The following is an 11,023-nucleotide window of genomic DNA, read 5'->3' as shown; positions in this document are numbered from 1 at the left end:
TCGCTCAACAAAAACAAATCACCCATCAAAGCCTCCTTCAATGGAGACCGTGAATCACAGATCAAGAGAAATTAATAGGTCCTGAGCCTAGTCGCGCCGCTTGCGTCACTCGGCGGGCACCCGCGCCCTGACAGGGTTCAAGGTCTCCGCCTCGCCGAGCTCGACGGCCTCGATCCGCTCACCGCGCCGGATCAGTTTCTCGGTCGAGACGAGGATCTGATCGACGTCACGACCGGCTTGACCGAAATGGGTCTTCAATGCGGCGACGCGGGCGTCGAGCCGGGTCAGATCCTCCGTCAGGTGCCGGACCTCTTGTTGGATACGGCCGGCCTCGGCGCGCATCCGCGCATCCTTGAGGATCGCCTGAACGACCTGGATCGACAACAGCAGCAGCGACGGCGACACGATGACGACCCGCGCCCGATAGGCTTTCTGGACGACGTCCTCGAACCGCTCATGCAGCTCGGCGAAGATCGTCTCCGACGGCACGAACAGGAACGCGGTATCCTGCGTCTCGCCGGGAATGAGGTACTTACCGGCGATCGCCTTGACGTGGACATCCATGTCGCGCCGCAGCCGGCTTGCGGCGAAGTCGCGGGCATCGTCGCTCTCGGCGTCGCGCAGCGCGCTGTAGGCCTCGAGCGGAAACTTCGCGTCGATAGCAAGCGAGGGCGCGCCGTTCGGCATGTTGATCAGGCAGTCGGGGCGCTTGCCGTTGGAAAGCGTTGCCTGGAAGGAATAGGCAGCGCTCGGCAGTGCGTCGGCCACGATCGCCTGCATCCGACCCTCCCCGAAGGCGCCGCGCGTCTGCTTGTTGGCAAGGATGTCCTGCAACCGGACCACCTCGCCGGCCAAATTCCGGATTTCGCCCTGGGCGCGATCGATCACCGCGAGGCGTTCGGACAGGGCGGACAGCGAGGCGTTGGTCGTTGTGGTGGTCTGGATGATCGACTGCCCGACGCGCGAGGTTAGTCCGTCGAAACGCTCGGCGAGGGTGCGGGTGAGGTCCGCTTGCCGGGCGCCGAAGATCTCGGCCATTGTCTGCATCCGGCCGGTGATTTCGGACTGGGATTTCAGCACCGCGTCCAGTCGATCGGACGATTCCGCCTCGCGGCTTTCCACCAGCTCCAGTGCCTCCCGCGCCGCGCGGCGGGCGCGCAGCCACAGGATGAGGAGGAGCAACAGCAGGCCCGCCAGAACCAGGGCAAAGACCGGGACTGCATGGCTGCCGATCGTGATGATGGGCGTCGTGAGAAGGGCGGCAAGAGCGTCGCTGTCCATGGTCCGACCCTAGATTCGATTCGTTAACGAATTGGACCAAAGCACGAACATTGCTGCGCTGGAAGTATCAACGGCGCATGGAAGCCCGTCCGCATGTCGGCACCGCACCGATTGACCGCGATTGTGTCAGCGATTACCTCAGCGGCCATGACGATCAAGCCTCTCATCATTCTGCCGGATCCGATCCTGCGCCAGACCTCCAAGCCCGTCGAAACGGTTGACGACCGCGTCAAGCGGCTGGCCGACAACATGCTGGACACGATGTACGACGCGCCCGGCATCGGGCTCGCGGCGATTCAGGTGGGCGAACCGCTTCGCCTGCTGGTGATCGACATCTCCAAGGAAGAGGAAGACAAGGCGCCGCAGGTGTTTCTGAATCCCGAGATTCTGGCCGAGTCCGATGCCCGCAATGTCTATGAGGAAGGTTGCCTGTCGATCCCTGACTATTATGCCGAGGTCGAGCGGTCCGCCGAGGTGACGGTCCGCTATCTCGGCCTCGACGGCAAGATGCACGAAGAGACGGCGGACGGCATCCTGGCCACCTGCCTCTTGCACGAGATCGACCATCTCAACGGCATCCTGTTCATCGACCACATCTCCAAGCTGAAGCGGGACATGGTGGTGAAGAAGTTCACCAAGGCGGCCCGCAAGGCCATCGCGTGAGCCGGCGATGACGCTGCGCGTCGTCTTCATGGGGACGCCCGCCTTCGCCGTCCCGACCTTGCGCGCCATCCACGCCGCCGAACATGACATCGCCGCCGTCTACACCCAGCCGCCGCGCAAGGCCGGGCGCCGGGGCCTGACATTGACCCCTTCGCCCATCCAGACCGAAGCCGAACGGCTGGGGCTGGACGTTCGCACACCCTTGAATTTCAAGGATGAGGCGGAGATTACGGCCTTCGCGACGCTGGAATCCGATGTCGCAATCGTCGTCGCCTATGGCCTGTTGCTGCCGCGTCCGATCCTCGACGCGCCACGCCACGGCTGTCTCAATGGTCACGGCTCGCTGCTGCCGCGCTGGCGCGGCGCCGCGCCGATCCAGCGGGCGATCGAGGCTGGCGACGCCGCCACCGGCATGATGGTGATGCGCATGGAACTCGGCCTCGACACCGGCCCGGTGGCGCTGACGGCCGAAACGCCGATTGGCGAGACCGAGACCGCTGGCGAGTTGCACGACCGGCTCGCGGCGATCTCGGCCGATCTGATGGCCGAGGCGCTGCAAAAGCTCGAAGCCGGCACCCTGACCTTCGAGGACCAGGACGCGATCGCCGCGCGGACAGGGCGTGCGCCGCTCTACGCCAGGAAGATCGACAAGGCCGAGGCGGCGCTCGACTTTGCCGGGGACGCCCGGCTGATCGCGGCCAAGAGCAACGCCTTCTCGCCGTTCCCGGGCGCCTGGACGACGATGTCGTTCGGCGGCAAGCCAGAGCGGGTGAAGATCCTGCGTGCTTCGCCCGAGACGGGCGCGGGCGTGCCGGGCACGGTGCTCGACGACCACCTGCTTGTTGCCTGTGGTTCGGGGGCGGTGCGCCTTCTCGAACTGCAACGCGCCGGCGGCAAGCCGATGGCCGCGGACGACCTCTTGCGGGGGTCGCCCGTGCCGGCCGGCAGCGTCGCCGGCTCCACCTGATGCCCCGATACAAGCTCACTATCGAGTACAACGGCAAGCCCTATTGCGGCTGGCAGCGCCAGACCAACGACCCCTCGGTGCAGGAGGCCGTCGAGACCGCCATTGCCGGTTTTTCCGGCGAGCCTGCTGTGCTGTTCGGCGCCGGGCGGACCGACGCCGGCGTTCATGCCACCGGGCAGGTCGCGCATCTCGATCTGTCGCGCGAATGGGACTGCGTCGTCATACGCGACGCGCTCAATGCCCATCTACGCCGCGAGGCCGTCGCGATCCTCGACGTCGAGCGCGTTGATGAGGATTTCGACGCCCGCTTTTCCGCCCGCAAGCGGCATTATCTCTACCGTATCTTCAACCGCCGGCCGCCGCCCGTGCTGCTCGCCGGCCAGGTCTGGTGGGTTTCCAAGCCGCTCGACGTCGACGCGATGCATCGCGCCGCCCAGCGCCTCGTCGGCACCCACGATTTCAACACCTTTCGCTCCGCCCATTGCCAGGCCAAGAACCCGATCCGCACGCTCGAACGCCTCGACATCGTCAAGGGACCCGGCGACGAGATCCACATCCACGCCATGGCCCAGTCGTTCCTGCACAACCAGATCCGCTCCTTCGCCGGAACGCTGAAGCTCGTCGGCGAATACCGCTGGAGCGAGGAAGACGTCGTCGCCGCGCTGAAATCGCGCGACCGCATCCGCTGCGGCCCGGTCGCGCCGGCCGACGGGCTGTATCTGACGCGGATCGAATATGGCACGGCGCCGAAGCGCACACTGCCGCCTTATCCGGGCTAATATGGCCTGATCAGATCAGCGGAATGCCGGTCAGGTCCATCACCGCGCCATAGCTGACCAGGGCGGAGACGATCATCAAAATGGTGACCGCCACGGCGCCGCCCAGATCCTTGCCGGTGGCAAAGAAGATCAGCCGCACGGTGAGCGCGATCGAGGCGATGGTGACCAGCGCGCCGAGCAACGCCGTTCCGCCGCCCATGCCGACCAAAAGCACGACCAGCCAATAGGGCGCGAACACCCAGGCGAGCATGGCGCCGCCCCAATTGGTGGCGACCACCAGCGGCACGATCTTGCGGGAATAGCCGATCGGCTTGGCGACCAGCATCAGGACGAGGATCGGCAGCACCCATGCGAGAACATCGGCCAAGGCGTGCGCGCCATAGACGGCGACCGGCCCCATGTCGGTGGCCCGGCCCTCGCCCTGGACCGATTCGAACTCGATCCATGACAGCGCGATCGGCGGCAGCGCCACCACGATGGCCGAAAAGGACTGCCAGAAGCCATCGGCGGACAGATCGAGGCGCTTCAGCCCCTCGGCCCGGCCGGCCATCAGCAAGGCGGTGCCCGAGAAAAAGCGGACGATATCGTCGATGCTCGGCACCAGGTCAGGCGTGGGCGGCGAACCAGCGGGCGATGAAAGCTTCATAAATCCTCGTCAGTTCCTCGAGGTCGGACAGGGCCACCCGTTCATTGGCCATGTGCATAGTCTTGCCGACAAGACCAAATTCCACAACCGGGCAATAATCCTTGATGAAACGCGCGTCCGACGTTCCTCCCGATGTCGAGAGTTCCGGCTGACGCCCGGTGACATCCGCGACCGCGTCGATCAGCGACTGGGTCAAGGCGTCGTCCCGCGTCAGGAATGCTTCGGCCGGACGCTCGCGCCATACGATCTCGACCGCCGCCGCCTCGCGGCCGGGACGGAACCGCTGCGAAGCCGCGGCCGCTTCTATGCGCCGCGTCAGTTCCTCCTTGAGGCTCTCCGGCGTCCAGCGGTCGCTGAAGCGGACATTGAAGAACAGGCGCGCCCGCGCCGGAATGACGTTGACCGACGGATTACCGATGTCGATCGAGGTGATTTCGAGGTTGGAGGCCGGAAACTGCTCGGAGCCCGCGTCGAGCGGTTCGGCCATCAGCGCCTCGGCGATCGTAACGACCGCGCGCACCGGGTTGTCCGCCAAATGCGGATAGGCGACGTGGCCCTGCCGGCCGGTGACCCGCAGCTCGGCCGAGAGCGAGCCGCGCCGGCCCACCTTGATCATGTCGCCCAGTGCTTCGCGGTTGGTCGGCTCGCCGACGAGGCAGGCGTCGAAATCTTCGCCTCTCGCCTTGGCCCATTCCAAAAGCTTGGCCGTGCCGTTCACCGCCGGCCCCTCCTCGTCGCCGGTGATCAGTAGTGAGACCCGTCCCGCCGGGGCGCCGTGATGGACATGGCGCCCATAGGCAGCGACGAAAGCGGCGATGCCGCCCTTCATGTCGACCGCGCCGCGCCCGTAAAGCTCGCCATCGACGATCGCCGCCGAGAACGGGCCTTCCCGCCAATCGCTTATCTCGCCCGGCGGCACCACGTCGGTGTGCCCGGCAAAGACGAGATGCGGGCCGGACGCCCCGGCGCGGGCGAAGAGGTTTTCGACATCGGGCGTACCCTCACCGGAAAACACTGGGCGCTCGACCGCGAATCCAAGCGGCGTCAGCATGGCTTCGAGCGCGGCCAGCGCGCCGCCTTCGTCGGGGGTCACCGACGGGCAGCGGATCAGGCACGAGAGAATGTCGACGGGATCGGTCATCTTTGTCATGGCCGCGTCAGATAGACCAATTGATGCAGGCTCGCCACAGGCACGCGATAAGTCACCGTCACAGCTGCGGAAAATCGAGCAAAGAATGGTTTCGTCACCTTTCCGCCGCGAAGCGGACCAACGGACTGGGCGCGGCCGGTTTGTTGAGAGAAAAGTGCATGCGAGTGTTGGAGTTCATGATCCCAGCGACAAGGCGCGCCGTCACGGCGTCGACGTTCGCGATCGTCGCCATTGCGAGCCTTTCCGGTTGCGTCGCCGGCGGCTCGCCGCTGGCTACCGCCCTTGAGTCCGCACAGACCGATACGGCAACCGAGGCGGAGGTCGCCGCCCTTGCCACTGGAGTCGCCCCGTCCGACGGGGACGTGAAGATCGCGGCCCGCGAGGCGAAGCAAGCCACCGAGCGCGGCACGATCTCCGGCAGCGCCTCGCTCGACCGGATGATCGAAGAACACGCGCGCGAAAATGGTATCCCGCCGGCATTGGCCTATGCGGTCGTGCGCGTCGAAAGCCGCTACAATCCGAAGGCGCGCGGCGCCGGCGGCGTCTACGGCCTCAGTCAGATCAAGCCGGCGACGGCCCGCAGCATGGGCTTTTCCGGATCGGCCAACGCGCTCTTCGACCCGGACACCAACCTCACCTACGGCATGAAATATCTGAAGGGCGCCTGGGAACAGGGCGGCCGCGACGTCTGCAAGGCGTCGATGAAATACAAGGGCGGGCTGCGCACGACCCGCATGAGCGCCTCGGCCGCCCGCTACTGCTCCGCCGTCAAGGCGCATATGGCCGAGATCGTCAAACGGCGGCGGATGCCGGCTGTAGTCGAGGCGCCTGCCGAAGAGCCGGGCCTTATCGGAACGCTCGTCGCCGCCGTGACACCGTCGGAGGAGCCATCAACGTCTACGAAGACGAGGGTTCGTGCCGTTTCAGCCAAGCCTGTCCAGATAGCGGCGCCGAAGGAGGGGGCCGACCAGGTCGCTGTCGCCGCCGCGCCTGCCGCAGCGCCACGGGCCGAGAGCGCGGCGGCAACCGGCGGCCAGGCCGCGGTTTCAGAGGACGGTGAGGCCAAGGGCGGCCGCATCGCCGCCGCTGACGCAACGGTGGTCGCGGACGACGCCGCGCTCGCCGATCGCATGGCCGGCACCGCCGACAAATAGCGTCGGGTCAGTCGCGGTCGATGACGACCAGCATCGGCCCGAGCCGGTCGCGGCGGTAGTCGATGCCGGAACCGGGATAGTAGAGGCTCGACACCTTGCCGTCGAAGAACAGCGCATCGCGGCAGCCGAGCCGGTCCCGGAAGAACGTCGCGAAATCCCAGAAATTCACCGGCTTGCGGGACAGGACGAGGCGTACCGTCCGGCCGTCCTCGCTGGCGCAGACGCCGTTGCGAACGTAGCGGCTGTCGGAGCCGTCGATGAAACGGGGATGTAGCCGGCCGTCGATCAAGAGCATCGGCCCCGACTGTGTGGCGAGCTCCGGCGTGTGGTTGCCGGAGAGATAGCGCTCCGTATCGCGGACGTAAGCCTTGCCGTTCTCGATGAAGAACACCCCGTTCGGCTGCATCGAGAAATTGCCGCTACCGGTGCCGCGCACAGCCTGCTTCAGCACGCGCCCGTCCTGCACGGCGAGTCCCACCGCGCGGCGATCCTCGTGATACATGCCGGCGTTCATGATCAGCCGCACGCGCAGCTCGCCGACGCTCGCAGCGGCGCGCTCGAACGTCTCGTAAGGCTGTCCCGCCGCGTCCTCGGACCGCAGCATCACCGCGTAGCGGTCGAGCGGGACGTCGCAGACGATGTAATCGACGCCCCCGGCGGTTTCGGTCCGGCAGAGACCCTGATGGTCCGGCGGAATCGCCGGCGCCGGCTGCAACCAGCCGAACAGGCCGCCGAGCGCGGCGAGCGACAACGGCCAGAAGGATTGCAGTCTCGCCATCTCATCCTCGCTCAGGCCCGGGCTGATGCAGTCCGGCTAGTGCATCAGACTAAAAAGTGGAATCCGGTTTTGGATTATTCCGATGCTCAATCAAAATGTTAGAGCGTGCTTTGTGCGCCCGAACGGACGCACGGCACTCTACCCGCGTCAGTTGCGCAGCAGCTCGTTGATCGAGGTCTTCGAGCGCGTGCGCTCGTCGACCCGCTTGACGATGACGGCGCAATAAAGGCTCGGGCCGGGCTCGCCATTGCCCATCGGCTTGCCGGGCAGCGCGCCGGCGACGACCACCGAATAGGGCGGCACCTCCCCATAGCTGATCTCGCCTGTGGCCCGGTCGACGATCTTGGTCGACTGGCCGATGAATACGCCCATGCCGAGCACGGCGCCCTCGCGCACGATGCAGCCCTCGACCACCTCGGAGCGCGCGCCGATAAAGCAATTGTCCTCGATGATCGTCGGACCGGCCTGCATCGGCTCCAGCACGCCGCCGATGCCGACACCGCCCGACAGATGCACGTTCTTGCCGATCTGGGCGCAGGAGCCGACGGTCGCCCAGCCGTCGACCATCGTACCCTCGTCGACATAGGCGCCGAGATTGACGAAGGACGGCATCAAGACGACGTCCTTGCCGATATGGGCCGAGCGCCGCACGATGGCACCGGGAACCGCCCTGAGACCTGCCGCGCGGAAGCGCGTTTCGTCCCAGCCGGCGAATTTCGACGGCACCTTGTCCCACCAGGTCGCCCCGCCGGGGCCACCCTCGATGACCTGCATGTCGTTGAGCCGGAACGACAACAGCACCGCCTTCTTCAACCACTGATGCACCGTCCACTGACCATCGCCGCCACGGGTTGCGACGCGGGCCTCGCCACGGTCGAGCAGGTCGAGTGCCGCGTCGACGGCGTCGCGAATCTCGCCCGTGGTCGATGCCGAGACGCTGTCGCGGTCCTCGAAGGCTCGTTCGATCGTGGTTTCGAGAGCGGCGCGGTCGGGCGCGGTCATCGGCAAAACTCCTGAAAATCGGGGGGCTTCAGGGCCTCAAGACCCTGTCCAAATCGGCGCGGACCCTAGTTGAAGGGGGTGAAGCGGTCAATGAAACCGCACGGGCAAACCGAACGAGGCCTCGATAATGCAGCAACCACCCCGCGACCAGCATGGCTGGGATCCGTTTCCAAGTTCGCAGCGGGACAAGGAGGCCACCAAGGACCAGGAGCACACGCCGCAGACGCTGTCGCCGACCTACCGCCTCGCCTTCGACGACGCCGACTTCCTGACCCGCGAGGAATTGCGCGGCGTGCGCCTGCAACTCGAGATGATGAAGCCCGAGATGGCGCTGATCGAGGCGGGCATCCTGTCCACGGTCGTCCTGTTCGGCGGCGCCCGCATCCCCGAGCCCGGCACCGATGCCTGGGCGGCCAAGAACGACACCCAGAAGCGCAATCTCGAAGCCAACGCCCGCTTCTATGACGAGGCGCGCAATTTCGCGCAATTGGCCTCACAGCACTCGGCGGACAGTTCCGGCGGCAAGGAATTCGTCATCGTCACCGGCGGCGGCCCCGGCATCATGGAGGCCGGCAATCGCGGCGCTGCGGATGTCGATGCAGTGTCGATCGCGCTCAACATCACCCTGCCGCACGAGCAGGCGCCGAACCATTTCGCCACGCCCGATCTGTCCTTCAACTTCCACTATTTTGCGATCCGCAAGATGCACTTCCTGCTGCGGGCGAAGGCGATGGCGATCTTCCCGGGCGGCTTCGGCACCATGGACGAGCTGTTCGAGGCCCTGACGCTAATCCAGACCCAGCGGATGCAGCGCATCCCGGTGATCCTGTTCGGCGAGGAATTCTGGCGGCGGGTGATCAATTTCGAGGCGCTGGCCGAGGAAGGCACCATCGCACCCGAGGATCTCGACCTCATCACTTTCGCCGATACGGCGGAAGACGGCTGGAAGGCGATCCGGACGTTTTACGAGTTCTGAGGAGAATGCGAGACGCCGGCGGAGTGCCGCTCACGCAACCTCCGCCGGTCAGTCGACGCTCGCGCCCATCTGCGCGCGCAACTCGGCGCAGCGGTCGCTGACATTTTGGCGTGGCGTGAAAATGGTGAAGTCAAAGGGAGCCGGCGCCGCCGGCGTCAGTCCATAGTCAGCAGGCTGGCCTTTGCCCTCGGCGACTTCGACCATCTGCACCGACACCGCGCGCGATTGCGGCTCGCGCTCGGCCAGGATCACCGGCACCGCCCAGTCATTGCGGACATGACCGGAACCGGCGATCAGCACCGCGCTGCCGGTCTCGCCGGCTGCGCCGATCATGGCCTCTGCCAATGCCCCGTCACGGGCCCGTTGCACCAGCGTCATCGGCGCGATGGCACCGTCCGGCATCAACCCGCAATGGGCCTCGCGGATCGTTTCGGCCAGTTCCGCCGACTGCGCCGCCGGCATTTGATCGTCGAGGCTCCACCGCCGCACATTGGCGTCCGTGAGCGCCGTAACGCCGTCCTCGGCGATCGCCCTGACGGTCTCGCGATCGAGATTGCCCGCGCGGATCGGCAGATCGTTCGCCACCGCGGAGTCGAAGATTGGCCGATACAGCGAGAAGTCCGGCCAGCCCCGTTCGGACCATTGGAGACGCTCGGCCAGCGTTGCGAGATCCTTGTCATCGCCAGCCTCGAACCCCGCCAGAATGTCGGCGAAGCCCTGCGGGATCATTTCGAAGACCACCGAGGGCTTGGCGCCCAGCTTCGCCAGTCCGCCGATAATGTCGGACTGGATCAGATGATGATCGGGATTGTCGTGGATCTCGCCGAGCAGCACGTAGCGGGCACCGTGCGCCGCGCCCAACAGCGCGTCCTGGCTGGACGGCGTGCCATCGGCGCCGAAGACCTGGCCGACCAGCGGGTTGTCGGCGAAATAGGCGGACTGCCAGGCGGACCGAGCGGGTTCGACCGGTTTGTCGAGCATCGCGGGCTGGCGATCCGCCGAAGCGTCCCCGGCCGCCTCGGCGATCTTCAGAGCTTTGGCCTTGGCGTCGCCGGCAGCGGCCAGACGCTGCAGCGAGTGCGCCGCTTTCGGCGCCGTCCGAGCGGGCAGAAGGCTGTTCGCGGGGATCGCCTCCGTCGTGCCGTCTCCGTCTTCATCGAAGGGCTCGACGGTCGCCACGGCAACGTCGGAAAACGGATCGTCGCCATCAGGGCGATAGGAAACCTCGACACGCGCTTCTCGGGCCGGGGGCACGAAATCGGCCGTCTTCGCGGCTTCGCTGGGGATCGGCGGCGTCAGGCGATCGGCGGCCCCGACGAAAACGGTGCCAAGACCTGCGAGCAGCACGATGCTGGATGGAACCCAGACGGAACGGTACAAACGGCTTTCCCCCCAAAGCTGATGGAACGCCCGCGAATCGCGCCACCATCGATCAGCAAGTGATCGGCACAGGATGTGGCGAAACTATTGCAGCAGCCGCCATTTCAAGGGAAAAGTGCCGAAAAACGCTAGTCAATTGCCGAATTCTTAGGATTTGCGTCGGCTTACCCTGCTGGAGAGGGGCAGACGGTCCGATTCTCGTGATCGGACCGTCTGCGTCGCCTCCCCAGGCAACTCCCGCCGCGTG

Annotated in this window: 11 protein-coding genes; 5 read left to right on the top strand and 6 right to left on the bottom strand. The window is 66.0% G+C overall.

Translation table 11 applies throughout. The features are described 5' to 3' along the window. Positions 1-105 precede the first annotated feature (105 nt). Complete coding sequence (locus VQ044_RS15860) at positions 106-1,281, bottom strand: DNA recombination protein RmuC (RefSeq protein WP_327648047.1); 1,176 nt, start codon at positions 1,279-1,281, stop codon at positions 106-108. A gap of 147 nt (positions 1,282-1,428) precedes the next feature. Here VQ044_RS15860 and def point away from each other — a divergent pair, with 147 nt between their 5' ends. Genes def through truA form a run of 3 tightly spaced genes read left to right on the top strand, consistent with a single transcriptional unit; the run spans position 1,429 to position 3,690 of the window. After that, positions 1,429-1,944 carry a peptide deformylase gene (gene def / locus VQ044_RS15855; protein WP_327648049.1) on the top strand — a complete coding sequence of 172 codons (516 nt, stop codon included), beginning with the start codon at positions 1,429-1,431 and terminating at the stop codon, positions 1,942-1,944. Positions 1,945-1,951: 7 nt separating this feature from the next. Then, entirely contained in the window at positions 1,952-2,911 is a 960-nt protein-coding gene (gene fmt / locus VQ044_RS15850; protein ID WP_327648050.1) for a methionyl-tRNA formyltransferase, read from the top strand. After that, entirely contained in the window at positions 2,911-3,690 is a 780-nt protein-coding gene (truA, locus tag VQ044_RS15845) for a tRNA pseudouridine(38-40) synthase TruA (protein ID WP_327648051.1), read from the top strand. Before fmt ends, truA begins: the two co-directional genes overlap by 1 nt. 10 nt (positions 3,691-3,700) lie before the next feature. On the opposite strand, the gene VQ044_RS15840 is transcribed toward truA, so the two are convergent. Together VQ044_RS15840 and dapE are read right to left on the bottom strand one after the other, a co-directional pair. Beyond that, positions 3,701-4,336, bottom strand: a complete 636-nt coding sequence (locus VQ044_RS15840) for a hypothetical protein (protein ID WP_327648052.1) — start codon at positions 4,334-4,336, stop codon at positions 3,701-3,703. Further along, on the bottom strand, positions 4,296-5,486 hold the full coding sequence (dapE, locus tag VQ044_RS15835; RefSeq protein ID WP_327648054.1) for a succinyl-diaminopimelate desuccinylase: 1,191 nt from the start codon (positions 5,484-5,486) through the stop codon (positions 4,296-4,298). Before dapE ends, VQ044_RS15840 begins: the two co-directional genes overlap by 41 nt. A gap of 176 nt (positions 5,487-5,662) precedes the next feature. On the opposite strand from dapE, the gene VQ044_RS15830 reads away from it, so the two are divergent. Beyond that, entirely contained in the window at positions 5,663-6,640 is a 978-nt protein-coding gene (locus tag VQ044_RS15830) for a lytic transglycosylase domain-containing protein (protein ID WP_327648055.1), read from the top strand. Between the two features lie 7 nt (positions 6,641-6,647). Here the strand turns inward: VQ044_RS15830 and VQ044_RS15825 are convergent, their stop codons facing one another. Next, complete coding sequence (locus tag VQ044_RS15825; protein ID WP_327648057.1) at positions 6,648-7,418, bottom strand: phosphodiester glycosidase family protein; 771 nt, start codon at positions 7,416-7,418, stop codon at positions 6,648-6,650. 147 nt (positions 7,419-7,565) lie between these two features. Continuing rightward, positions 7,566-8,420, bottom strand: a complete 855-nt coding sequence (gene dapD, locus VQ044_RS15820) for a 2,3,4,5-tetrahydropyridine-2,6-dicarboxylate N-succinyltransferase (protein WP_327623731.1) — start codon at positions 8,418-8,420, stop codon at positions 7,566-7,568. A gap of 127 nt (positions 8,421-8,547) precedes the next feature. Here dapD and VQ044_RS15815 point away from each other — a divergent pair, with 127 nt between their 5' ends. Next, positions 8,548-9,396: an LOG family protein gene (locus VQ044_RS15815; RefSeq protein WP_327623732.1), complete on the top strand. Its 849-nt coding sequence runs from the start codon at positions 8,548-8,550 to the stop codon at positions 9,394-9,396. Positions 9,397-9,444: 48 nt separating this feature from the next. Here VQ044_RS15815 and VQ044_RS15810 read toward each other — a convergent pair whose 3' ends face one another. Next, the gene (locus VQ044_RS15810; RefSeq protein WP_327648058.1) at positions 9,445-10,776 is read right to left on the bottom strand and encodes a ChaN family lipoprotein; all 1,332 of its coding nucleotides are present in this window, start codon (positions 10,774-10,776) and stop codon (positions 9,445-9,447) included. Positions 10,777-11,023 lie beyond the last annotated feature (247 nt).

The organism is Aurantimonas sp. C2-5-R2 (assembly GCF_036549495.1).
In the GTDB taxonomy this organism is placed as follows: domain Bacteria; phylum Pseudomonadota; class Alphaproteobacteria; order Rhizobiales; family Rhizobiaceae; genus Aurantimonas; species Aurantimonas coralicida_A.
This window is presented reverse-complemented; position numbering and strand designations above follow the sequence as displayed.

Bases quoted from the DNA above. Each gene is read 5' to 3' on its own strand.
- VQ044_RS15825 (WP_327648057.1), bottom strand. From the start codon at position 7,418: ATGGCGAGACTGCAATCCTTCTGGCCGTTGTCGCTCGCCGCGCTCGGC.
- dapD (WP_327623731.1), bottom strand. From the start codon at position 8,420: ATGACCGCGCCCGACCGCGCCGCTCTCGAAACCACGATCGAACGAGCC.
- truA (WP_327648051.1), top strand. From the start codon at position 2,911: ATGCCCCGATACAAGCTCACTATCGAGTACAACGGCAAGCCCTATTGC.
- VQ044_RS15840 (WP_327648052.1), bottom strand. From the start codon at position 4,336: ATGAAGCTTTCATCGCCCGCTGGTTCGCCGCCCACGCCTGACCTGGTG.
- VQ044_RS15815 (WP_327623732.1), top strand. From the start codon at position 8,548: ATGCAGCAACCACCCCGCGACCAGCATGGCTGGGATCCGTTTCCAAGT.
- def (WP_327648049.1), top strand. From the start codon at position 1,429: ATGACGATCAAGCCTCTCATCATTCTGCCGGATCCGATCCTGCGCCAG.
- VQ044_RS15860 (WP_327648047.1), bottom strand. From the start codon at position 1,281: ATGGACAGCGACGCTCTTGCCGCCCTTCTCACGACGCCCATCATCACG.
- dapE (WP_327648054.1), bottom strand. From the start codon at position 5,486: ATGACAAAGATGACCGATCCCGTCGACATTCTCTCGTGCCTGATCCGC.
- VQ044_RS15830 (WP_327648055.1), top strand. From the start codon at position 5,663: ATGATCCCAGCGACAAGGCGCGCCGTCACGGCGTCGACGTTCGCGATC.
- fmt (WP_327648050.1), top strand. From the start codon at position 1,952: ATGACGCTGCGCGTCGTCTTCATGGGGACGCCCGCCTTCGCCGTCCCG.